Here is a 21,382-nt window from a genome sequence, read left to right on the forward strand (position 1 = left end):
TTTCTAGCTCAAAGTGGGCTCGGGCAAAAAATCTACCATGATCTCGCCAGATATGGCTTCGAGTGCCTCCCGCACCTCGTCGGTAGAGAGGCCCGTGGGCAATGCAATCTGGACATTGGCGCGGAACAGCGGTGCGCCAGACCAGGCGCTTCCCTCGATCCTGGTAAGGAAGTCGTCGATATTGACGTCGAGCTTCGCAAGTGCCGAGGTCACTTCGCGAACTATTCCAGGACGATCCTGCCCTACGATTTCGATGGCCAGCGACAGCCCGCTGCGTTCTTCAGCATCCGCAGCCGCGATGATGTCGATCTTGATACCCATCGCATCGATGCCGCGGACCGCGGCTTCGAGTTCGTGCATCCGATCCTCGGGCAATTCAACCAGCACGGATCCAACATATTTACCACCCAAGCGCGAGAGATGGCTCTCAAGCCAATTACCGCCTGCAGCATACACCGCCTCTGCGACTGCGCGGGTCAGGCCGGGTCGGTCACTACCGACTACCGTCAAGATGACTGCTCTATCCATACCTCACCTCTATGCTGATCTCTGTTTCGCAATCATGATAGCGCATCCGGATCATTTTATAGAGCAAAGTCTGGTTAGTAGAATGTCCGCGCTTGGACGCCGCGTGATCTCGGAGGAACGTCCAGCATCGGTCGACTGCTGCCGGAGGCGAGCGCCGGATCGTGGTACGTTGCTACCATTCCTGTAAGTGCGCGCGAACGGCGGCTTTCGGCAGGAGTGGACATGCGAGTTTTCCTTTCCGCCACGTCAGAACCACAAGAGTTGGCCGATAGCTGCCCGCGTTCTCCACCACTGCTCGTCAGCCGCCGTTGCGGTTCCTCAAGTAGACCCGTCAGGGGCTATTTCGTCGGAGACTGCAAGCTGAAGCCGGAAGCGCAATCCTTCCGGGCGAAAATCGAACTCGGCCCCGCTACCTTCGCCCCGAAGAGCGCGCTCAATCATTCTCGAGCCGAACCCCTTTCGCGTCGGCTGCGTTGCCTCCGGACCGCCGCGTTCGACCCATTGCAATTCTAGCACTTGGCCAGGCCCATCATCGGGACAATTCCAGGATATTTCCACCGCTCCATTCAGATTGGATAGCGCCCCATATTTTGCGGCGTTGGTGGAGAGTTCATGAAGTACCATCGCGAGCTGCAACCCCTTCTCCGAGGGGATCTCAATCTTCGTTCCGGAAATGTCGAACCGCTGACCTTCTTCGGCGGCGAACGGACTGACCGCTCGGCGAACAATATGCTCGACGTCAACCATCTCCCAGTCGCGCTGGGTGAGCAGATCATGCGCTTCAGACAGCGCGAGTAGACGAGAAATGAACGCATTGAGCTCAGCGCGAGGTGCCTCGCGAAACGTCTGCATCGCCACGGCTTGGACGGTAGCCAGCGTGTTCTTCACGCGGTGTTTCAATTCATGAAGGAGCAGCTCCTTCGAGTCCTCTGCACGCCTTCTGCGTTCGATTTCCAGTTGTGCCGCCGAGTGTAGCCGAGCGTTGTCCATCGCCACCGCCGTCTGCGCGGCAATCGCAGAAACAAGATTTTCCGTGCTGGAGGTGAACCGTGCCGGCTCGTCATGAGCGAAGAATAGCCCGCCGAGCACTTCGCCGGAAACAGAAGTCACCGGCACAGCCAGGTAGCTGACAACAGGAAGATGGCCAGCTGGCATGCCATAGTGCGGAGCGCTGTGGCCGTACCGCGCATCGGTGCGAATGTCATCGGACCGTACCACCCCTTCGCCAGCGAAGGTCGGCGCGAAAATTTTCGTATTCCGCGGCATCCCAAAACGGTCGAAGGCCTCCCGGGGTGCGCCCGAAAGAGTGTAGAGCTGGTAAGACTCGCCGGCGCTATCTTTGACATTGTAGAAGAAGGCGCCGAACTTGGCGCCCGTCAATTCGGTGCCAATATCGGTCACCGACTGTACAATCCGATCAAGGTCGAGATCGCGTGAGATCACGTTTGCAATCCGATTAAGGGTCTGCAGCCGGTCGGATTGTTGCGCCAGAAGGGCTTCGGTCTGCTTGCGCGCCGTGATATCGCGAGCGATCTTGGAAGCGCCGATGATCGATCCATCTGCCGCCTTGATAGGAGACACGGTTAGCGAGAGGTGGATGAGTGCGCCATCCTTGCGCTGGCGCATCGTCTCAAAGTGCTCGATCCGCTCGCCGCGTTTCAACCGCGCGATGATCTCGTTTTCTTCGGCCCTGCGATCCACCGGAATAAGCGTCAGGATCGACTTTCCTATGATGTCAGCAGGAGCGTAGCCGAAAATGCGCTCGGCTGCAGCGTTCCAGTCAGTGATGATCCCGTCGAGTGTCTTGCCGACAATCGCATCGTGGGATGACTCGACAATCGCAGCAAGCCGGTATGCAGCCGTCCAGGCATCACGCCCCACGGAATGCTCCCCATCGTTCAAATTCGCTTCGCTATCCGCAGCCATCAAGAACGACTCCCGCGAATGCCGAACTCTCCGACAGCAGTGAGCAGCCGGTCCATCGCGTAGGGCTTGTCGAAAACAAGGTCGAATAGGTCGCCGCGGGAGCGCGCCTGCGCTCCCTGCGCGCCGCTTACAAGGACTATAGGGATGCGTTGCAGCGCCGTGTCTGCTCTCATTGTCTCGGCAAGTTCCAGGCCTGTCATCAAGGGCATCATGAAGTCGGTAATGACCAGATCGGGAACGACATCGCGGATGATTTTGAGCGCAGCCGCGCCATGCGCGGCCTCGTGCACTTCATGTCCAGCCTCCTCAAGGCTTACCACGAGCATGTCCGCGATCAGAAATTCATCCTCTGCCACTACAATTCTCATGGAGAGCTCCATGGACGTGTCCGACCCATGGGGAGCGCTACGCCTCAAGAGGCTTGGCCAGCCCGGTTGAGATCCCAGTCGCGGGCTCAAAAGGACCTTTGATCGCGAGGCCGTGCCCATCGATAAACACCTCTTGCGGTGCGGATTGAAACGACTGATCGCGGATCTTCAAAACGGACATCACCCGCTTGTACTCGGCCCTGATCTCGACTTGGCGCATCAGTATCAAATTATCGAGCAGACTGGAAATCTCGGGACCGGGAGCTGCTACCTCGGACGCGAAAAGGTCACGCAACTCCCACGTGCCGATAGTAGTAACGCCCTTGGCCCGCAATTCGTTCGTCAGAGCGGCAAAAAATTCTACAAGCCGAGTCCGGTTAACAGTTGCGCGCTCGAACCCACCGAAGGAGTCGATGAACAGGCGCTTCACGCCGCGAGCGGAGACGGCGTCAAGAAGCCGATAGGCCATTTTGTCGAGGAGGTTTTCCGTCAGCGGCTGCCACAAGATTTCGACCACGCTTCTTTCGATATGTGCGCGGAGATCAAGACCCAGTGCGTTCGCCTTCAGCAAGAGGCGCTCCGGAGTTTCGTAAAAGCCGAAATGAAGGCCCGGTTCTTTCTCCGAAGCGGCAGAAAGGAAGTTCATGCCGAACGAGGTCTTCCCGCATCCGGAAGGCCCGATCAGCAAAGTGATCGAGCCATGAGGAAGTCCTCCGCCCGTAATATTGTCGAACCCTTCGATGCCTGATCGAAGCGGTTTAGGATCCGGCTCGTCTTTGACCGACGGCGTGTCAAATGCAGCTTCTATCCGCGGGAAGACCGAGATGCCGCCATTTGCGATCTCATATTGATGATAACCGCCGAGAGCTGCGCTGCCGCGAGATTTGCGGACACGAAGACGTCGGACGGTGCGTACACCGACGAGCTCGTCATGAAGCTCCAGAACGCCATCCACCATCGTGTGCTCCGGGCTATCGTCCTGAACCCTGGCGCTCGTGAGGAAAAGAACAGTGCAACCAACGAAGGCTGCTTGGCTTTGCACTTCGGCGACGAAGGTTTTCACGTCGAGGTCAGTCTCTGCGCGGTCGCGAGCGTTCAGAAGACCGTCGAAGACGATCAGCGAGGCGTCCTGGCGCTTGGTCTCCTTGCGAAGCAGGTCCACGACAGCTCCCAACCCCTCCTTGCTCAGGGTCTGAAACACACTGACATAGACGATGTTGCTGCCAAGCTGGTTCTTCTCGAAAAAACTCAGGGTCGACAGGGATTGAAAAAGGCGATCGTGCGTCTCTGCAAGCAGGGTGACGTAAAGCACCTTCTTCCCGGCAGCGGCCGTGGCGAACGCAATCTGATTTCCAAGGATCGTCTTGCCTGCTCCGGGCTGTCCTTGCACAATGTAGGACGCGCCCTCAATAAGGCCACCGCCGAAAATGGTATCAAGGCCGGGGATGCCGGTGGAGAACCGGGGCGGTAACAGGGTCACAGACAACCTCGCAAGCAGAACGGCCGAGAGACCAATGCTCCTGCCGATAGCAGCCTCGACATCAATCGTCTTGAAGAAAAATTGAGCTTCTTGAGGTGTTGTGAGATATGAGAAGCTGGCCAGGGCACGGCGTGCGAGGAAGGCCGCGCGCCATGCTCCTGCCCGGGGTTTTACTTGCCCGCTTGCGCCATCAGCTCCGCCTTCCGCTCGGCGAGTTGAAGGCCGAGCGCCTTCAGGTCCAGATCGCTGTCACGGCTTTCAGGGAACATCTCCTTTTCCTCTTCTTCGACATGATGGTTCACATATTCGCCCAGAACGGTGACCTTCGCATCGAACAGCCGGTCGCCAGCCTTCATCGACTGTATCTCGGTGATCAGCTGCTTGGCGCTGGCATGCTCGACCTCGGCTTCGTCGAGCAGATCGTCGTCGTCGATTGCGTCGCGCGCAGCAGGGTAATAAATCTCCTCTTCGATCTGGGTGTGCACGGTGAGTGCAAGGCAAATGCGGTCGGCAAGCTCCTGCTTCTCCGCCTCTTCCTCGAGTTTCTCATACTCCTTGAACCAATTTTTGACCTCGCGATGCTCATCCTTGAGCAGCTTGATCGCATCAGTCGGCTTGGCGGCTGCGCGCTGCGTCTTGCGCGCTGTTCTTGAACCGGGTTTCCCCTTCGATTTGCTGGCGGTTTTTGTCTCAGCCATGTGTTGCTCCTCGTGCGGAGCGATTTCTTCCGCTCCTCATCCGCAAGACAACTCACGAACGCGGGAAAGGTCGCCAGGGCAGTGGCACCGATAGAAGCATTCGCCTCGAGATCTGTTAAATAGCCGAGCAGGATCTGCTCACACTACTAGACCTCCATCCGTAATGATGGGAAATGTGCGTCCGCTTTTGCCAGTACGGCAAGCGAACTGAAATGCCGACCACTCGACGCACTGCCGTCTGGCCATACAACGGCGCGCTAATTGCTGGTCCAGTCGGAGTTGGCCGTTGGCAACCTCATCTCGAAGTGGCTTGCGGTGGTCGACAGCTGAGACATTCTTTTTCAGAAAACGGCAGCCATCTATCTGCGCCACTCCGGATGGGCCATTTGGCAATTGTCTCGGGCATCGGCATCGCCCCGTAGTACAGGCGCTCGAGGCTAGTCAGATCGAAGCGTTCACGTTCGGGCGAGTCAAGCAGAGCCTGTATCATCGTCGGCACCGGATCACATCGGTGATCCGGTGCCGCTCGATTGCGCGCATTGTCTCCGCCGGATCGAAGCGCAGAATGATCGCATGACAGCCGCCAACGAGAGTCATCGAGTGGACGAACAGGGCGTCGGCGACGTGGAACATCGGGGCCACGTGCAAGAACCGCGCGCGCGACGTATCGATTCCCAACCCAGCCCAAAGCGCCAGACCGTTCACGACATGGTTGACGTGGGTCATGATCACGCCCTTGGCACGGCCGGTCGTCCCGCCAGTGTAGAAAATGCTCGCCGCATCGCCCCCGCCGCGCCCAGCGTCGGCAATCGGGGCCGTATGCGCGACCAGCCGGTCCATTTCGGCTAGCGTCAGCGGCCGCGGCTGGCCGCTGTCTTGCTCAGCGCAGAAACAAAGAAGCGGCTGATGCGCCTCGTCCACCAGCACAAGTCCGGGGGCGGCAGTCGTCGAGGATGTAGGCGACCTCTCCCGGGCTTAGTCGGATATTGACCGGCAGGATGATACCGCCCGGGCACGGAACGCCAAAAAATGCTTCAAGGAACAGGTCGTTGTTGTCCGCGAGGACGGCAGTGCCTAGTGGACTGGCCGGGGGGACTCGCCGGCTTATCATGGCCGCCGACCTCAACCGCCCTTGGATGCAAGCCAGATCGTGTGAATTACATGTTCCTCGCCGGCCAGGGCGGGGATGCTCACCTCTTCCACATCGAAACCGGCTTTCTCCAGGCGATCGACAAAGTGATCATCCGTGTAGGCCGACCATATGGCGAGAATGCCACCGGCCCTCAGCGCGTCACGCGCCGAACGCAATCCCCAGTCGCAGTAAAGCCGTTCGTTGGGAAGGTGGATCATCCCGTCAGGACCATTATCGACGTCCAGAAGAATGGCATCGAATGCGGCCTCCTGCCTGATGATCACATCATGGACATCTGCCATCTCAAGTGACAGGCGGGCATCGAGGAGATGGTCCTGAAACAGATGCGCGAGCGGCCCCCTTGCCCATTTGACGATCTCAGGCACAAGTTCGGCGACGACGACCTCAGCAGCCGGTGAAAGCGAGGAGAGCGCCGCCCCCAGCGTGAAGCCCAGGCCCAGCCCGCCGATGAGGATGCGCGCGTCCCTTTGAGACAGCCGTTCGCATACCAGTGTCGCCAGAGCTTCTTCCGAATGGCGAACCTGATTGCCCATCAGCTCGTCTTCGCCGAACCGGATCGAATAATCGTCTCCTCGACGCCACAGGAGCAATTCACCTCCGTCTGGAAGTTGTGCGGTGTCAACCAGCTCTACCGGGATTGCCGTCCGGTCATCCTGTGGCGCTAGCATGGTCATTCCGCGTTACGACCGCGACTTCGTCTGATCATATTGGCCAGGTTCGGCCTTGAACACGTCGCGAGCGAAGGTACGGACTGCGGCCACGGATTTGAATGTCTCCTCCTGCATATGCGATGTGACCAGCGGATAGCCTTGGGAATTGTACCGGGTCTCACGCACCGTGAGCCGGAAATTCCCATCATCATCCTTGGAGATTAGATAGGGACGGATTGCTTCTCGGCTCATGGAGATTCCTCACTGTAACTTGGTTGATCGCAGGGCGAATACTCTGCCGAGGATGAAGTTAGCCCACCATCGCTATGACAACGCGCTTCAATTCACTGCTCGACAAGGTCGTCGGGCGGTTGAAGGCAGGGAGGCGCGCCTCGGGCCTTCGCAAGGAGGAGGAACGGGTTGCGCGTTTATCGGGTTTGGAAAATATATTCATAGATGGTCCTCGCGGCGCGAGCCGCATTTTTATATTTGTTCCTCGCTGCACCGCACGGCCTTTAATCAGGCGCTTGCGACGATGGCGGCGATGGACATGGGGTTGTATCTGCAAGGGTGCCGCACCAGCCAAAGGGCTTTGCAGCATCCCGCTCAAGACGATAGCCGCTTCTTGCGCGCGAGATATCGCGCATCACGGGCTGACTTGCGTTCAGCCTCACTGAGTTCCGGCTTTTGATTGGGCGCCTTCGCCGCGGCCATTTCGTTGGCCTGCGCACGTCTGGCAGCTTTTTGTTCTTTCGCCGCGAGCAGAGCCTGCTGGCGCTTCTCCCTTGCCGCAGCTTCCTTTGCCAGACGGCGTTCTGCTTGGTCGAGGGTAACGGCCCGAACCACGGGCACTTTCGTCCGTAGTTGTTCGAGAACCTCTGTCCGGGCGCTGGCCGCAGCGGCTATGCGCTCCTGGAAGTGCGGTTCCTTATATCTTTTCATTAAGAGGCAAAGTCCTGTTTCAATTTCGCGCTGGGGGCGGCCGAAGCCGCCCGACCCTCCTTCAGGCAGGCTGAAGGTTGGTTGCCGATGCCTTGCCGCGCTGATCCGTTTCCAGCGTGTAAGACACGCGCTGATCCTTCTCGAGCGTACGCATGCCCGCGCGTTCAACCGCAGTTATGTGCACGAAGGCGTCGCCGCCGCCGCTTTCCGGCGCGATGAAGCCATAGCCTTTGTCGGCATTGAAGAATTTGACTGTTCCGATGATCATGTTGGAGCTCCTTGTCCAAGTTTCATGGGTGCCCGCGACAATGCGGGCATCCCGGCTTCAAGAGGCAAATGTGGGACAAGGGAGAGCCGAAGCGGCCCGATATCCGTCGAAGCGCGACGTTCAGCGAGGCGTCAATAGCACAAATCGACGGAAATGCAAAAACTGATCTGGGCTGATCGAGCGACAATTTCCCCAGCTGCCGGTAACTCCTGCTCTGTTTCCTTCGATTTCGTACTGGGATCGCATCTGTGCCACGACCAAATGCCGCAGCGCGCTGCTCACTTCGAGCGCGCCGCCTCATCGCGCTTGGCTTGAGCAAGCGCATCGTTCAAGGTCGAATATCGCCAGTCACGATAATGGTAGCGATATGCCGGCACCTTGATGATGCCATAGCGATCCATGAGTTCCGTTTCGTCTGCCGGGACAACTGTCATCTTCTGTCCAATCCTGGTGAGTACGGGTTGACGAGCAAGATTACTGCCGCCCGCCGACTGCGGGTCGGGCAAGCAGTTGGACCGCATTTTCCACCCTTGAATACCCCTCTGGATCGGCGATCGCCAAATCGAGGGGCCGGGCGCCCAACGAGGCATTGTGGGTGTTTAGAAAGCGGATTGCTTCCTCCTGCCCCAGAAGGACGAATGCAAGATGGGTGATCAACCCCTGCCGCCTCGCCTGGTCAGGAGAAATCCGTGGATCGCGGCTAATGAACGCTCGCCTTCGTGGGCGGGCCGGGGCGGTCGTGTCCGCTGTCATGCCGACACGACCAAGTCTGCGGCCTGGCAAGACCTATCCGTCCAAGGCAGCCAACTCAGCGATGCATCGGCCCTTTTCGAGGAAAGCAAGTCGAAGATCTGATCACCGATAGTGCCCGCGGCGGCCAGATGCTTGCGGCGTGCCGGCTCACTGATCGCGTCGGCGGCGTGCATCAGCAAAATCTGATGATCGAAATAAAGCTGATTGAGATCCATGTGTCACTCCCTGGGTAAGCGGGAGCGCGATGGTCTCTCAGTCAAGAGCGCCTACGTTGCTATGCACTTGATGACTTCCATATAGTCTTGATCGACAATCATACAACCTTGGCGTGGTTCCAAAAAAATCGAGAGAAGTGTCCTTTCGTGAAGTGCCCTGATATTCCACTTGCGGCACGACATTCCTGCTCGTGGCTTGTAACAGAACCACATGTTCTAAGGGATCGCTGATCGGCACCGACATATTGCGTCCAGTTTGTCTTTAGCTGGTGCTTCCCTACCTCGCGAAGTGCGGCCATTGCCGAGAGATTTCTCACCGCGGACCGGTATACCCTCGATTTGTTGCCGTATCTGATGCTTTTACCTCCGGTGCTAGCGGTGATGCAAGAATGCTGGCCCTGTCAGTCAACGCATCGCGATGTGTATGCTTTCCCTATTCATGCGCAACAGCGGGTGCTGGCGCAGGCGGAGCGCCCGGCTGAACTAAATCGACGCGATGCCGCTTCCCATGCAAAATGCGGACTTTCCGGATAGCGGAGAGCGCTTCCTCGCAAGCCGGCTCGCTGTCACACCATGCGAACACATTGAGACGGCCATCACTCGCTTCGGTCAGGGGAATGTGGACGTGGTATTTGAAAGGCCTCTGCTCATAGTTGGGATGGCCGGGTAAATAGCTGTACCGCCCGACCAGAGAGGATCTTCCTGCGATCTTCTCCTTAGAAACGCTACACCCTTGGCCTGCTAAATTGCATGTGGGCGGTGAGCTATAAAATCCAAAGTCTGTGATAATTATAGCATCGGGCGATTGCCATTCTTCCACCTTGCTATCGATCCCGTCGACCTTGTGCGCTTGAATTTATCTGGAAGAACAAACTTATAGTCGTAGGTGATCCGCCCGTCCGCCGACCTTCGTTGATCCTGACGCCCTCCGTCAGTGCAGGCCATTCCAGCGCACAGCGCCACAACCGTGAACAGCTGGCACGATTGTCTATCAAAGCTGCTCTTCAGGGCGCAACGACAATGCAGTTCACGGCCAGTCTCCGCCGGGCTAGCGGGAGTTGCATCTTCGCGTTCACCGTCAGCCGCCCATCGGGAGCGGGGACCCTTTGCGGCACATTTTCAGCAGACCTCGGTTCGTCCTCAGTATCAGTCGACCCTGCTCATCAAATCCAAAGCCGTCAGGGCGCACCGTCGCCAGGGGTGAAATCGCGCCGCCAACGGCCACTGGCTGCCCCGGTACAAAAAGAGGTGCGTTAGAGGCGCAAGCCGATTGGTTCTGCAATGTGAGCGAAATCCGCGGGCCATTGGTGGTGTAGTGTACGGAACAGCCCGCATTATCGACCATCGTGTTGCTGTCGATTACTACGGTGATTGGCCCTTCATGATAGGCGCCCAGCAGAGTGTCGCCACAGGCGGCATATTCGCCTGCAAGCCTGCGGTCGGGAGGCGGGGGGCGGCGGACCACCATGCCTCTGCCTCCGGTGAATATGAGCCTGTCATCCTGGATGTGAAACGCGGTGGCGCCGCTGATAGCGGCAGTCATGAGCGCGTCTTCCGCAGCGTCGTCAGCTGAGCATCCAATCAAGGTAGAGACGAAGGGGCCGGTCACCACGATCCGCCCTGGCGACGGCACGGTGAACGTCCCTCCCATCGAGTTGCAGTCCGCGTGTGCACCGATGGAGTTCATTGAGATCGACAGTGTCGGCGGCCGCCGTTCCGTGACCAGTGCCTTGCCGCCGATGCTTTCGATCAGCCATCGTCCCGCGATCTCAGGATGTGGCTCAACCGGGCGCGTGAGTAGCGCGGTTTCGCTGCGGCTGCCCGTCAAAAGCAGCGTGCGTTCGTCAGGGCGGCTCCAACTGACCACCCCGTCAAGGAATGAGGCGAGGCGACGCTCACTATCGGCAGCGAGGGTGCGCGCTGGCGTGGCGGTGGATCCGCACTTCCCGACCTGCACCTTCTCCAGCCGGGTTATCGAAATGCGGTTTTCCTCTATCCGGTAAAATGCTGGAAATCCGCCGCCGCAGCCGGCGCCATGATTTAGGAATCCGCCGCCGCTGAAATTCACCGAGCCGCTGAACCGGGTGAAGTCTTGCTGCCCCAGCCGTTCGACACGCCACTGGCCGCCCAGCGGGTCGATGCGCCTCAGATAGGTGCCGTCGTCCTCTGCGCCTGCTGCGACGGGTGCGTTAGACGATCGCTGAGGCACAGGCGCTGTCACGGGTGAGGTGCAGCCCGCGACGCTTAGCAGGATGGCCAGGCATGATCGACGCGTCATTTCGCGGAAACGGCCGGCGGCGGGAATGGCTCCGGATATCAGCGCGGCGCGGTGCACTAGCCGTCACCGCCCCGAAGCCGAGGCCGCCCCGATATCCTGCGTATCCCGGCCAGGAGCAACCAGTAGAAGGCGGTGTTGGCGGTGAAAGGCCAGAAGCGGAAATCGTCCTCGGGGATGCCGATCCTGTTCTCGACCGAAATGCCAGGCCGGTCGAACAGATAAGGCGCCGGCCACCCGGCATTCAACACCGGCTTGGGACAATATATGTCGAACCCCTCCTTCGACTTGCCCAGGGCGCAGAAGATCGCCTGATCGGGCCCGTGTCGCTGGACCGCTGCGGAGAAACCTGCAAGCAGGAGAGCTCCAAAGCCGACGACCACGAAGATCGGAAGCCTCACACCCTATGGCCGAAGCGCAAACTGGATGGAGACGGTCGCGCCGAGCATCAGCTCGCCCGGCGCGACGGGGCTTGGCGGCGGCGGGGGAGCGGGCGGTGCTCCCGCCATGCGCCCGGTGACGACGATCGGCTGGGGATAATAGCCGCCTCCTTCGCTGATCGAAAGGATGCGGGATATGCGCAGGCCGGCTGCCCGCGCATACAGCTCGGCGCGGGATCGCGCTTCGCGCACCGCCTCTGTCCGGGCTTCGTCGAGCGCGCCCTTGGGTTCATCCAGCGTGAAGGAGGGACCGTCCACCTGGTTGGCGCCAGCCTGGACCAAAGTGTCGATGATGCGCCCCATCTCCCCCAGTTTCCGGACCCGCACTTGCACATTGTTGCGGGCCTCATAACCGATGATCCGGGGCGCCTGGGGCTGGGCCGGTGCGATATAGGGCTCGCGCGTCATTCTTGCCCGGATCTGGGCCTCCTGCTCGGGATTGGAATATTGCGGCTGTAGTGAGAGCGCCGATGTCTGAATGTCGCGGTCCGCGATACCGGCGCGTTTTAGGGCGTTTACGACATCGTTCATGCGGGTCGCATTGGCGCCTAGCGCCTCTCCTCCCGTCTTGCCTTGGGTGACGACGCCCGCCGAAAACAGCGCCACATCAGGGATACGGCGGCTTTGCCCTTCTCCACTGACGACCAACAAGGTTTCCTCGGGCGTCAGGACCGGGCTGGCCGCGGGCAGCTGAGCCTGCACGGCGGATGTTGCGCCGGTCACCGCGACCAGGAAAGCGAACCATCTCATAAGCCTCTCCTCCTTATTATCATTGCGCAACGTCGTGCCGCCGCTTCAGTTTCCTGGATCCCGGGCAACCTCATGATCGACGCTGCGTTGGTCAGGGATCGACGGTCGGGAGGTGGCAATACAGCTCCCCGATGGCCTGTTTCTTCGTTGCACCTGGGAGCGATGATGTTCTTTCTTTTTTCTAGCAAGCTGGGCTGCCTCGGATCGCTGCTACTCTCGGCGATCCTCTCGCTGACCCTGCTCGCCCTGTTGGGGGTCATCAACTTCGGCGGCAGCGGCTGGTAGTCGGGTCGACTAAGCGACGCTTCAAAGATCCTTCAGCGCGCGCTTCGCATCGAATACGGCGTCTGCTGCCTTGCCGCTAACGCGGTCGACATCCTTGTTGAACTGCCTGACGATGGCCGGCGCTGTCAGGCCGTCCATGCCCTGCCGCACCAGCCTTTCATATTCCTGCCGATTGTCGGCCTTGGCGAACATCCGGGCCTGATGTTCACGGATCGCTGCCTCCAGCTTGATACGATCTTTAGGTCCCACATCGCGCCGGGCGGCTGCAAGGCTGCTTTCAAAGGCGGCCTGACTGCTGCCGTCGATCACTGTCGGACCATCATTACCCCCGCACGCAACCAGCAGATTGCAGGCGATCAGGATTGGCGCAAGGCGCATGAACAGACTCCTCTCGAATTCAAGTCTTCGGCCATCAAGCGCTCACGATGAGGAGAGTTCCGGCGGCCGCCCAGAAGTCATTCACACACTGCCCCCGCGAGAGGCGCGGGCGATCTTTTCAACGGCGTTCGATAAGGCCAAGGCGTCACTGATTGCCGCCGGGGACGCTGTATTGTCGAAGATGCACCAAGTCTGCCCGTCCGCTTCGGCGTGCGCGAGCAACCGATCCGCGTAGGAACTCACCCGGTCGCCATAGCTGGACCGGTACATGACCGGAGAGCCGTGCAGCCGCCAGTAGCGGAGGCCAATCCATCCTCCTGGCCGAGCGGCCGCTCTGCAGATGGCAGGGTCGGCGGCCACGCGCGCAATTTCATGTTGTTCGAGCAGGGCTTCAGCTTCGGACAGAAACCAGCTTGGGTGGCGCGGCTCGCAGGCAACCAGTGCCGGGCTTCTGGACTTCAAGTCGCTGAAGAAGCGGTGTGCGGTCTCGGCGGCGAATTCGAGCTTGGGCGGTAACTGAACAAGGAGCACTGCCAGCTTTTCCTCCAAGATGTGAGCCTGTGCCAGAAACTGGTCGAGGGCAGCAGCACAATCCACAAGCTTGAGTTCGTGCGTAATGCGCTTCGGCAGTTTGACCGAGAAACGAAAATCTGCGGGCGAGCTCTCGCGCCAGCGCGCCCACGTTGAAGGCCGGTGGGAGCGGTGGAAAGAACTGTTGATCTCCACGACCTTCAACCGGGAAGCATATCGATCCAGGCCGGAACCCACGCTCGAAAATGCTTCCGCCGACGCGCGGGATATGCTCCATCCCGCCGTGCCGATATTGATTGTCTGCATTGTGACGACGCCAAGTGATTTGGGAGATGGCGCCAAGCGCCTTACTGTCAGTTATGATGGCTCGTCGTTCGAGGGAGAGCCGTGCCGGTCCGTTAGCTGTTGATGGCCCGCCGTGCCGCAATTGCATCTTCTGTGCTTGGGCTCCCTGGCCAGCGCCTTAGCCTTCCTTCGGGCGTGACGGTTGGACGGGTCCGTAGTTGCTTGAATATCCATGTGGTTCGATGCTCCCGGTTGGCGTCCGCTCGCTGCTGAGCGGAAGCTTCCCCTGCGAACCCTCGGCGCGTCATGCTGTTCCGCAGACCAGGCACCGCCCCCGAGCGTGGGCGACGGTGCCAATGTGAAGAATGGAACTTCTCCCTCGCACAAGTGCTGCCGGTGTAGATCATCTGTGAGGATAGGTTTACGATGGCCGAGGAGTTGGACTGTCTTATAATAGGTGCTGCCCCGCGGGGCTCACGGCCGCGATCTACCTGACGCGGTTTCACCTGAAAATCGGCATCATCGATGCGGGGCATAGTCGTGCTGCCCTGATTCCTCGCACCCGCAATCACGCCGGCTATCCGGGTGGCATTTCTGGCAAGGAGCTGCTGGCGCGCATGCGTGAACAGGCGGCGGAATTTGGCGGCCAGGTCACCAACATGTTGGTTGAGAAGCTGTCCAAGGATGGCAGTCTGTTGGTCGCCTCCATAGGGGAGGAACAGCGAACCGCGCGCACCATCCTGCTGGCCACCGGGGTCGTCAACAATCGGCCACCGATTGCGCCAGAAATCCACGATGTTGCTCTCGAACGGGGACTGCTGCGCTACTGCCCGATTTGCGACGGCTATGAGGTGACCGATCGCAAGATCGCAGTCATCGGTACAAAAGGGCACGGGCTGGAAGAGGCGCTGTTCCTGCGGATGTATAGTGCTGACGTCACATTGATCGCGCCCGACGGCGAACACGCCCTGACCGGCGAGCAGCGTGGTCGGCTTGAAGAGGCTGGCGTGAAGATGTGTGATGGTCCGTGTGAACCGCTTTGCATAGACGGTGACCAGATCATCGTTCCGACGCCGCAGGGCCCAGTCGCCTATGACAGCGTTTATCCGGCTCTAGGTTCGGTGACCCGATCGGAGCTGGCGATGATGCTGGGAGCAGATGGCACAGAAGACGGCTGCCTAATCGTCGACGAGCACCAGCGCACGAGCGTCCCGGGCCTATACGCTGCGGGCGATGTTGCGAAGGGCCTGGATCAGATCAGCCATGCCATGGGTGAGGGTGGGGTGGCCGCCACGACCATAAGGAATGATCTGGCGAAAACACGTGCGCTGCTGCGCTAGCGAACTCGAACCGGCCGCCGCGAGGTAACAGCTTCGTCTTTGCCGCACTTGTATCGCTGATGGAGCATACTCACGCGGCAATCGATTTCCTCGCGAAAATGGTCGAGCTTGCGGGAGTGGCGATCATCGTCGGGGGCACCTTACTGTCTAGCGCTTATTTCCTGCGCGATGCACGCGAAGGCGTCCGCTTCCGCCAGCTGCTCGATCGCGGCGCGCGGCGGGCGCGCGCGGCGCCAGACCTCCTCGACGCTCTCGAACGACGCTGGACCGCGTGCGCCCACGATCGCCGCTCCATGGAGATTGGCAAGGCCCCGCACCTGCCGAAAACCCAGCCGCACCGCCTTGGTGCGCCCACGCGCTGGCTCGAGCGTACCGTCCCGACGGCTATGGTTGATCGAGACTGGCAGTAGCTAAACGCCGTGCTGCCGGGCATCGCGCACAATCTGTGCCGGGGCGTGGAAGCCCACCGGCTGTGCGTACAGGAGCGCAGTGCAGAAGACATCGGATGATGCTTCATCCAGGACGAGGCATAGGCGATCTTGGCAAAGCTCGCCGCATGACTCTCGGGAAAACCATAGCTGCCAAAGCCTTTGATCTGCTTGAAGGTGCGTTCGGCAAGATCCCTGAAGTAGCCCGCGACACCATACCGTTTACCAGCTTGTCATAGAAATGGCTGAACGATCTGCGGCCCAAGGCAGCGCTCGATGCCGAAGCAGCCTATGCGCGCAACCCCGCCCTCCCAGCCTCAGCGGCGCGCGGCGACACTGAGGCGGCGCACGCTGCCATCCTCGACGAGAAAGCGGTTCGCACCAATCCGGAGCTTCGCGCCGACCGCTTTGTCGAGCGGTGGAACCGTTACTCCCGCGCTGCCGAGCGGGCCTATGTGGAAGGCGATTATGACAAGCGCCGTACCTATCAGGTTAGCATGCGGTTGATAACGACATCCCTAGAGCGGGATCCGCAGGTGCAGTCGATATTGGCCAACCGCAAACGAGAACTCGGCATCTTCATCGACAGCGGCCGCAGGTTAGGGGCAGAACTGGCGTTCAACCATGGCATCGACCTGGGGAGCCGGCGCGGGCTTGGCATCGGGATGTGAGGTGAAGCAGGCTGACGGCTCTGCGCCACTTTTTGCTGTTCGACAGCAATTTCACCGCGCCTGAAAGTAGACGCTCGAATTATGACTGGGTCTGGGACAGACCCGCCGTTAGGGCCAGCCGCAGCGAATGACCGCTCCTGTCCGAATCGGGCACTGACCGTGGGTGTCGGAAGTGCCGTCAACCTTCCGCAGAACGCCGTTTACGGTAGACGTTCTTGCCACCCCTGTTCAGGAACCCATCCAGGCTACTTCTATCATCGAGCTCTTTCGAGCACCTAGAAATACCTGGTCTGCGTGGCCGTCAGGCCTGCCGCGTTTGGCGACGCCAACCCCGGCAGGATCCGAAGCGGCAATCAATCAGCCGCAACGACTTTGCTCAATCTGAAAATGGTGGCCGATGACCGCGCGATGTCGACGGTAGCAGCAGGGACGCTGCGGGAGGTGAGGTCCAGGCGGGCCTCACGGCTGTCGAGGGACGGGCCGCTCAACGTGGCGACGCTCTGGTGGCGGGGCAGCGGCAGGCGGACGTCGGTGCTGACTTCCTTGTTAAGGATAGCGAGCAGCGTGCCCTGAGCCGTGTCGGCTGCATAAGCGACGACGTTGAGGCCCTGCGCGTCCAACTGGACGGTCCGCATGCGTGCGCCGCTGAACAGCCCGGCAAACTTCATGCCCCAATAGACCGGCTGCGGCTGCACTTGCCCGTCCATATTGCCGATCGGCGTGTAGAAGGGGCGCGGGCGGGGCTGCGCGTCGGGCAGCATCTTTTCGCCCGCAAGGCCGCCGACCGAGTTGGCAACTGCAGGGCCAGCGCCGCCGTGCAGGTTCACGCTGGAATAGCCCAGCGACATGAGCTGGAGCATATAATCAGCGGCCCAGAGCGCGGCGACATAGCTATCCGACACGCCCGGCTTGCCACCGTGGTAGGCGGTGTTGCCTTCCGTCATGCGGTAGGCAACGCCCATCTTGCGCGCGGCGTCGCTGGTCAGCTTGCCTTCCTGAGCCTCCCGAGTCGAGCGCAGGAGGAGGCGGTCGGGCTTGATCCGCGGATCATTGGGACCGCCCTTGTAGAAATGATGCGACAATGCCTCGATCCGCGGCGGATTCTTGATCGAGGCCCAGCGGTCGGCGATGGCAGGCAACCAATCGAGCTTGTAAGCGACGTCGGGCAGGATGAAGCGGGCATCCGGGCTGACCGCCGTGATCGCATGGGCAGCGGCGAGCCATTCGGCAAGATAAGTGTCGGGACCCCAGGTCTTGGGATCGCGCAGGTGCGAGCTGAACACGTCAACTTCATTACCGATGACGAACGCGACCAGCCGCTTGCCAAGCCGCCGTTGGACATAGGCTGCCTCGCGCGCCATGTCATGCGGCACGCCATTGCCAAGGTTAAGGCCATAAATGCACCGCCATCCGGTCGCATCCAGGAAGCCCTTGAGCGCATCGATGGCTGCTGGGGTGACGGCGTAGTTCAGGTCAGGGCGCGGCTGGCCCGGCTTGATCGGCCGTTCGATGCGCGGCGGCTGCGTGTCGCCGGGGCGCTCCTTCCACCAGGAAAATTCGCTGGTGTTGCCACCGATGCGCAGGATGCCAGCCGGCGTCAGGTCACGGAAAGCGCGGACCAGCGGGCGGTTGCGCGCGTTGAAGAAATCGGGCGTTTCAAGCTGCTGCGTCTCGTAGGACAGGCCGACGAAGTCGCGGGGCACCAGCGGTCCTTGCGCCGATCCATTGAGTGAGAGCGACAGGGTCGCCGGAGTTTCCGCAGCGCGCGCCGGGACGATCAGCGCCCCGGCCGCCGTCAATATTCCCGCGTTCAGAAAATTACGGCGGTCTATCATTGCTCGAACCTCTTGGATGATAATTACCGGCGATCTACGTTTCTGCCGACTTTAAAGAAGAAAGTAACGAAGGGGCGGAGACAGTAAAGGTGCTTGGTCCCATACCTCGGCGCTGCCGAGAATGGCGGCTTTCTGTCGGCCGTCAGGATATCGGGCGCACCGCGCAGATCGACTTCGGCTGCGACGACCTAGGCGCTGTGCAACGCAACCGGAAAGAAGCGCGCCATGCTGGTAGGCGGCTTCCGCATGGTCCTGACCTGCTGGCGGCGCTCGCCGGTTTTCGTTCGCTCGGTTCAGCGCCATCGGATCGCCTACAGCGGCTTCACCCTTGCAATCCCTTGGTCCGCTGCCCGGACCAAAGGATTGCGGACCGGCAAGCTGAAACAGTCGGCAGCCACTTCGAACAAGTCTCCGACCTTCGTCTGCACCTTGTCGGTGAAGGAGAGGGTGGCTGTACCGAAGAAATGCACATGCACGTCGCCGGGCCGCCGGAACTGCGCATATTTGAAATGGTGATGTTCAAGATTGTGGATGCTGTGCGACATGTTGCGTTCACCAGACAGGAACGGCCGTTCCCACAGGGTTTCGCCATCTCGCAAGATGCGGCTGACGCCACGAACATCGGCAGGCAAGTCGCCCAGCAGCAATTCCGGTCCCAAGGCCGCCTGCCGTAGCTTGCTATGCGCGAGCCATAGATAATTGACTCTTTCGGTCACATGATCTGAAAATTCATTGCCGAGGGCAAAGCCGAGACGAAAGGGCGTGCCGTCCGGGCCGTTTAAATAGATGCCTGCAATCTCAGGCTCCTCGCCTCCATCACCGGCGAAGTGCGGCATGGCGAGGGGCGCGCCCGGCGATACGAGGATCGATCCGTCGCCCTTGTAGAACCATTCCGGCTGCACTCCTTCCTGGCCGTCACCGGGCTTGCCGCCCTCTTCGCCCATCAGGAACATGCGCATGCTGTCGGTGGCATGCCCTGCGGCAGCCGCTTTGTGCATTTTGTCGCGGCCTTCGGCGGAACCCAGATGGGTGAGACCAGTCCCGCTGATCAGCAGATGCGCTGGATCCGGGTGGTCGATCGGGGCCAGAAGTCTGACGCCTTGCAGCGAAATTCGGCTCCCACGCAACGCATTGGCCCGCTCCAGCAGCGTCTTGCGCCGTTCGATAGCGTCGAGAGCGAGGTCGCGAATGGATGAGACCCCCACCAGCTGGTGAGCGTCGCCCTGTGCGTCCAGAGCGGCGACGCCGCGTCCGGCGTCATCGGCATATTGTATGAGTGAACGGATCATGCGGACTCTCTTTCGCCATTGATCCGGCGAGGAAGTTTCCATGGGTTGTCATGCTTCACCGGTACAGGCAGCAGATCGTCGGGAATGTCCTGATAGCAGACCGGCCGCAGGAAGCGCGCCATGGCCAGGGTGCCGACGGAGGTGGAGCGTCCGTCTGTGGTTGCCGGAAAGGGCCCGCCATGAACCATCGCCCAAGTCACTTCCACGCCGGTTGGCCATCCATTGGCAAGGATCCGTCCGGCTTTTCCCTGGAGCAGGGGCAGTATCCGGGAGGCGGTTGCCTCATCTTCGGGGTCGAGGTGGATGGTGGCCGTCAGCTGCCCCTCCAGCCCTCCAATCGCTCGCGCCATCGCGTCTATATCCTTGCAGCGGACCACCACTGATGATGCACCGAACACCTCCTCCCGCAGGGAGGCGTCGCTGGCGAAAGCTTCCGCACTGGCGGCAAACAGGGCGGCGCTGCCGCAGGTGGAATGTGCGGGACCGACAGCGAGCAAATCTGCATTGGGATTGGCGCGCAATGCGGCGACGCCCTTCGTATAGGCGAGGTGGATGCCGGCCGTCAGCATCACTTGAGGCGAAGCGGCTGTCACAGCGCCTGTCGCAGCGGCGAGGAAGCGGTCGAGGTCCGGACCGTCCATGGCGATTACGATACCGGGGTTGGTGCAGAACTGCCCAGCCCCAAGCGTCAACGACGACACAAAGTCCCTTGCCAGGTCTTCCGCCCGTGCGTTCAGCGCATGGGGCATGAGGATGACGGGGTTGATGGCGCTCATTTCGGCATAAACCGGAATGGGTTCTTCCCGTGTTGCAGCGATGGCCGCAAGAGCCAGTCCCCCCGCGCGCGATCCAGTGAAGCCGACTGCCTTGATGCGCGGATCGGCCACCAGCGCGCTACCCAGTTCATTGCTCGCGCCTGGGAGGTAGGAGAAAATGCCCGGATGCAGATCGCAGGCGGCGACCGCACGGCCGATCGCGCGCGCCACCAGCTCGCCCGTGGCGGGGTGGGCCGGGTGGCCCTTCACGACGACGGGGCACCCGGCTGCGAAGGCGGAAGCCGTGTCGCCCCCCGCAACAGAAAAAGCGAGAGGGAAATTCGATGCGCCGAAAACAGCCACGGGGCCGAGTGGTACATTCATGCGGCGCAGATCAGGCCGCGGAGGCGTGCGGTCAGGCATTGCAGGATCGATCGCGATGTCGAGCCAGAGACCGGCGCGGATTTCCGACGCGAAAAGGCGCAACTGGTTTATCGTGCGCGTCCGTTCGCCCTCAAGCCGGGGCCGTGGCAATCCGCTTTCGACCATGACATTGGCGATCAGATCGTCGCCAATGGCTTCAATCTCATACGCGACAGCTTCCAGAAAACTGGCGCGAGCCTCTGGACTGAGCGTGGCAAAGCTTTCCGCCGCGCTTGCGGCTAGCAAGCACGCGTCTGCTACATCTTCATTCCCCGCAGTGGAGAAATATTGTGGGCCGGCATCGCCATTCGTCGCGTCAAACCCTGTGAATTTGGGCGCCCGCTGACGTGCCTCTCTGCCAATTAAAATGCTGCCATCAATCACGAAGGAAAACTCCCGATCATCGAAATTTTCAGAACTATGCGGGCCATTTTGCCCCTGCGACCAACGGGGGTGCAGAGTCTCTTCGATCTCTCCGAGCCGAGCGCGACACCGCAGGATGAAACTTGGGCAAAGGAAATCATGGGGCTCGCTAAGCTGTGTGGCTCGTTCGTCTGATTGGCGAAGCCGAGCATTACCAAACTCATGAAGGCAGATATACTCATACAAGTAAAACATCAACCGCAAGCGGCGCTCGGGTAGGGTGAAGGTCGAAGTGACCCACACCGGCGGGATGAACGACGACGAGGGGGTAGAGATCGCGCGAACGCAGGCCG

General features: G+C 60.4%; 21 protein-coding genes and 2 pseudogenes. 2 read left to right on the forward strand and 21 right to left on the reverse strand.

Annotation, left to right across the window (positions count from 1 at the left end; all coding sequences use genetic code 11):
- Positions 1-3: 3 nt before the first annotated feature.
- From ACYU8T_RS02130 to ACYU8T_RS02210, 17 genes are all read right to left on the reverse strand, one after another.
- Positions 4-528, reverse strand: coding sequence for a glycine cleavage system transcriptional repressor (locus ACYU8T_RS02130; protein ID WP_097093099.1), 525 nt, complete (start codon positions 526-528; stop codon positions 4-6).
- 318 nt (positions 529-846) lie between these two features.
- Complete coding sequence (locus ACYU8T_RS02135) at positions 847-2,454, reverse strand: sensor histidine kinase (protein ID WP_461158369.1); 1,608 nt, start codon at positions 2,452-2,454, stop codon at positions 847-849.
- Complete coding sequence (locus ACYU8T_RS02140; protein ID WP_461158370.1) at positions 2,454-2,822, reverse strand: response regulator; 369 nt, start codon at positions 2,820-2,822, stop codon at positions 2,454-2,456. The genes ACYU8T_RS02135 and ACYU8T_RS02140 overlap by 1 nt, the downstream gene beginning before the upstream one ends.
- 37 nt (positions 2,823-2,859) lie before the next feature.
- On the reverse strand, positions 2,860-4,302 hold the full coding sequence (locus ACYU8T_RS02145; RefSeq protein WP_230463267.1) for an ATPase domain-containing protein: 1,443 nt from the start codon (positions 4,300-4,302) through the stop codon (positions 2,860-2,862).
- Between the two features lie 170 nt (positions 4,303-4,472).
- On the reverse strand, positions 4,473-5,000 hold the full coding sequence (locus ACYU8T_RS02150) for a hemerythrin domain-containing protein (protein ID WP_097093101.1): 528 nt from the start codon (positions 4,998-5,000) through the stop codon (positions 4,473-4,475).
- 486 nt (positions 5,001-5,486) lie between these two features.
- Complete coding sequence (locus tag ACYU8T_RS02155; protein WP_196225598.1) at positions 5,487-5,921, reverse strand: AMP-binding protein; 435 nt, start codon at positions 5,919-5,921, stop codon at positions 5,487-5,489.
- Positions 5,922-6,122: 201 nt separating this feature from the next.
- On the reverse strand, positions 6,123-6,821 hold the full coding sequence (locus tag ACYU8T_RS02160; protein ID WP_461158371.1) for a polyamine aminopropyltransferase: 699 nt from the start codon (positions 6,819-6,821) through the stop codon (positions 6,123-6,125).
- 12 nt (positions 6,822-6,833) lie between these two features.
- Positions 6,834-7,055 (reverse strand): hypothetical protein, encoded by a 222-nt coding sequence (locus ACYU8T_RS02165; protein ID WP_097093836.1) that lies wholly within the window; start codon positions 7,053-7,055, stop codon positions 6,834-6,836.
- A 354-nt stretch (positions 7,056-7,409) separates the two neighbouring features.
- A complete protein-coding gene (locus ACYU8T_RS02170; protein ID WP_461158372.1) occupies positions 7,410-7,745 on the reverse strand; it encodes a DUF6481 family protein in 336 nt (111 codons plus the stop codon).
- A 61-nt stretch (positions 7,746-7,806) separates the two neighbouring features.
- The gene (locus ACYU8T_RS02175; protein ID WP_097093838.1) at positions 7,807-8,013 is read right to left on the reverse strand and encodes a cold-shock protein; all 207 of its coding nucleotides are present in this window, start codon (positions 8,011-8,013) and stop codon (positions 7,807-7,809) included.
- 278 nt (positions 8,014-8,291) lie between these two features.
- A complete protein-coding gene (locus tag ACYU8T_RS02180; protein WP_176502362.1) occupies positions 8,292-8,447 on the reverse strand; it encodes a hypothetical protein in 156 nt (51 codons plus the stop codon).
- A 315-nt stretch (positions 8,448-8,762) separates the two neighbouring features.
- Positions 8,763-8,981: a hypothetical protein gene (locus tag ACYU8T_RS02185; protein ID WP_461158373.1), complete on the reverse strand. Its 219-nt coding sequence runs from the start codon at positions 8,979-8,981 to the stop codon at positions 8,763-8,765.
- A gap of 1,078 nt (positions 8,982-10,059) precedes the next feature.
- Positions 10,060-11,259, reverse strand: a complete 1,200-nt coding sequence (locus ACYU8T_RS02190; RefSeq protein WP_461158374.1) for an META domain-containing protein — start codon at positions 11,257-11,259, stop codon at positions 10,060-10,062.
- 56 nt (positions 11,260-11,315) lie between these two features.
- Positions 11,316-11,657, reverse strand: a complete 342-nt coding sequence (locus ACYU8T_RS02195; protein ID WP_461158375.1) for a hypothetical protein — start codon at positions 11,655-11,657, stop codon at positions 11,316-11,318.
- Positions 11,658-11,660: 3 nt separating this feature from the next.
- Positions 11,661-12,446, reverse strand: a complete 786-nt coding sequence (locus ACYU8T_RS02200; RefSeq protein ID WP_196225602.1) for an SIMPL domain-containing protein — start codon at positions 12,444-12,446, stop codon at positions 11,661-11,663.
- Between the two features lie 306 nt (positions 12,447-12,752).
- On the reverse strand, positions 12,753-13,109 hold the full coding sequence (locus tag ACYU8T_RS02205) for a hypothetical protein (RefSeq protein ID WP_097093113.1): 357 nt from the start codon (positions 13,107-13,109) through the stop codon (positions 12,753-12,755).
- Between the two features lie 81 nt (positions 13,110-13,190).
- Complete coding sequence (locus ACYU8T_RS02210; protein ID WP_461158376.1) at positions 13,191-13,877, reverse strand: DUF72 domain-containing protein; 687 nt, start codon at positions 13,875-13,877, stop codon at positions 13,191-13,193.
- A 474-nt stretch (positions 13,878-14,351) separates the two neighbouring features.
- On the opposite strand from ACYU8T_RS02210, the pseudogene ACYU8T_RS02215 reads away from it, so the two are divergent.
- Positions 14,352-15,265 (forward strand): annotated as a pseudogene (locus ACYU8T_RS02215) (NAD(P)/FAD-dependent oxidoreductase).
- 161 nt (positions 15,266-15,426) lie between these two features.
- Here ACYU8T_RS02215 and ACYU8T_RS02220 read toward each other — a convergent pair.
- Positions 15,427-15,940: pseudogene (locus tag ACYU8T_RS02220) on the reverse strand (helix-hairpin-helix domain-containing protein); the annotation flags it as partial.
- A gap of 208 nt (positions 15,941-16,148) precedes the next feature.
- Here ACYU8T_RS02220 and ACYU8T_RS02225 point away from each other — a divergent pair.
- Positions 16,149-16,364, forward strand: coding sequence for a hypothetical protein (locus tag ACYU8T_RS02225; protein ID WP_461158377.1), 216 nt, complete (start codon positions 16,149-16,151; stop codon positions 16,362-16,364).
- Between the two features lie 353 nt (positions 16,365-16,717).
- Here ACYU8T_RS02225 and ACYU8T_RS02230 read toward each other — a convergent pair whose 3' ends face one another.
- The 3 genes from ACYU8T_RS02230 to ACYU8T_RS02240 all read right to left on the reverse strand — a co-directional run bounded on the left by ACYU8T_RS02230 (position 16,718) and on the right by ACYU8T_RS02240 (position 21,050).
- A complete protein-coding gene (locus ACYU8T_RS02230) occupies positions 16,718-18,199 on the reverse strand; it encodes a hypothetical protein (protein ID WP_461158378.1) in 1,482 nt (493 codons plus the stop codon).
- A gap of 311 nt (positions 18,200-18,510) precedes the next feature.
- Positions 18,511-19,488, reverse strand: coding sequence for an AraD1 family protein (araD1, locus tag ACYU8T_RS02235; RefSeq protein WP_461158379.1), 978 nt, complete (start codon positions 19,486-19,488; stop codon positions 18,511-18,513).
- Entirely contained in the window at positions 19,485-21,050 is a 1,566-nt protein-coding gene (locus ACYU8T_RS02240; protein ID WP_461158380.1) for an aldehyde dehydrogenase (NADP(+)), read from the reverse strand. The genes araD1 and ACYU8T_RS02240 overlap by 4 nt, the downstream gene beginning before the upstream one ends.
- Positions 21,051-21,382 lie beyond the last annotated feature (332 nt).

It is taken from the genome of Sphingobium sp. TomMM35A, from assembly GCF_054771735.1.

Bases quoted from the DNA above. Each gene is read 5' to 3' on its own strand.
- ACYU8T_RS02230 (WP_461158378.1), bottom strand. From the start codon at position 18,199: ATGATAGACCGCCGTAATTTTCTGAACGCGGGAATATTGACGGCGGCC.
- ACYU8T_RS02150 (WP_097093101.1), bottom strand. From the start codon at position 5,000: ATGGCTGAGACAAAAACCGCCAGCAAATCGAAGGGGAAACCCGGTTCA.
- araD1 (WP_461158379.1), bottom strand. From the start codon at position 19,488: ATGATCCGTTCACTCATACAATATGCCGATGACGCCGGACGCGGCGTC.
- ACYU8T_RS02180 (WP_176502362.1), bottom strand. From the start codon at position 8,447: ATGACAGTTGTCCCGGCAGACGAAACGGAACTCATGGATCGCTATGGC.
- ACYU8T_RS02135 (WP_461158369.1), bottom strand. From the start codon at position 2,454: ATGGCTGCGGATAGCGAAGCGAATTTGAACGATGGGGAGCATTCCGTG.
- ACYU8T_RS02175 (WP_097093838.1), bottom strand. From the start codon at position 8,013: ATGATCATCGGAACAGTCAAATTCTTCAATGCCGACAAAGGCTATGGC.
- ACYU8T_RS02205 (WP_097093113.1), bottom strand. From the start codon at position 13,109: ATGCGCCTTGCGCCAATCCTGATCGCCTGCAATCTGCTGGTTGCGTGC.
- ACYU8T_RS02185 (WP_461158373.1), bottom strand. From the start codon at position 8,981: ATGGATCTCAATCAGCTTTATTTCGATCATCAGATTTTGCTGATGCAC.
- ACYU8T_RS02190 (WP_461158374.1), bottom strand. From the start codon at position 11,259: ATGACGCGTCGATCATGCCTGGCCATCCTGCTAAGCGTCGCGGGCTGC.
- ACYU8T_RS02140 (WP_461158370.1), bottom strand. From the start codon at position 2,822: ATGAGAATTGTAGTGGCAGAGGATGAATTTCTGATCGCGGACATGCTC.
- ACYU8T_RS02165 (WP_097093836.1), bottom strand. From the start codon at position 7,055: ATGAGCCGAGAAGCAATCCGTCCCTATCTAATCTCCAAGGATGATGAT.
- ACYU8T_RS02170 (WP_461158372.1), bottom strand. From the start codon at position 7,745: ATGAAAAGATATAAGGAACCGCACTTCCAGGAGCGCATAGCCGCTGCG.
- ACYU8T_RS02160 (WP_461158371.1), bottom strand. From the start codon at position 6,821: ATGCTAGCGCCACAGGATGACCGGACGGCAATCCCGGTAGAGCTGGTT.
- ACYU8T_RS02200 (WP_196225602.1), bottom strand. From the start codon at position 12,446: ATGAGATGGTTCGCTTTCCTGGTCGCGGTGACCGGCGCAACATCCGCC.
- ACYU8T_RS02130 (WP_097093099.1), bottom strand. From the start codon at position 528: ATGGATAGAGCAGTCATCTTGACGGTAGTCGGTAGTGACCGACCCGGC.